The 833-nt window shown below is 19.1% G+C and carries 1 protein-coding gene; it reads left to right on the top strand.

The window, feature by feature from the left end; genetic code table 11:
- Positions 1-833: hypothetical protein (locus tag JG676_RS07695; protein WP_200217857.1), on the top strand; the 833-nt coding region annotated here is incomplete at both ends.

The raw sequence follows: 833 nt of genomic DNA, 5'->3' as shown, positions 1-833 counted from the left end.
AAATTATATAGATAATGTTGATAAAATCAATAAATTATCAGAAAAAGAAAAAGAATTTTTTTTAAAAAATAATATCTTTAAATTTCAAGATATTGCTAAAAAAAATTTAGTTTTATTTAATAGATATATTAGTTCTTTTAATTTTAAAGAAAAAAAAATTGGACTTTTTGATTTAGCTACAGATAGTTTTAGCTCGGTTAAATTACTAAAGCGTATATTAAAACATAAAATATTGTATAGTTATTTTTGGTATTGCGGAGATAAATATAAAAATAATTTTTTATATAAAAAATATAATAGTGAAAATATTCAATTGCTTAATTATGAGCTTCCTGAATTTATAATTACTGCACCAGAGTTACCTGTAAAAGGGATTAATGATAATGGAGAATTTATTAGAATTAATAATTCTTATGAAAACAAAAGAGTTGAAGTTTATAAAATTATAAGCCATGAAGAAGTAAAATTTTCACAAGATTTATTAAATATTTTTGGAGATATGAAAGTAAGTTTTGAAAATAAAACGCTTATTAACTTTTTAAATATTTTTATATCAACTTTAGATGAAAATGATAGATATTTTTTTAATAACATTTATCATGGAGTGTCCGAAGATCATACTATTTATCGTAAGTTGTTTGCTGATAATATTCAAAAAAATAATCAAACTAACATTTTTGGGACAGCAGTATGTATTGTTAAAAATCATTTATCTTTTAAATTAGGAAAAGAAATATTAAGTGTAAAAGAAAATAAATTAAAAATGTTCATATTGCCTTTTACTTTAATATTTATATATATAAAACATAAAGTATCAAATTTAATATTTAACC

This window comes from Campylobacter sp. 2018MI34, from assembly GCF_016598975.1.
Taxonomy (GTDB): Bacteria; Campylobacterota; Campylobacteria; order Campylobacterales; family Campylobacteraceae; genus Campylobacter_D.
Note: the sequence above shows the minus strand (reverse complement) of the source record. Positions and strands in the feature narration are given on the sequence as shown.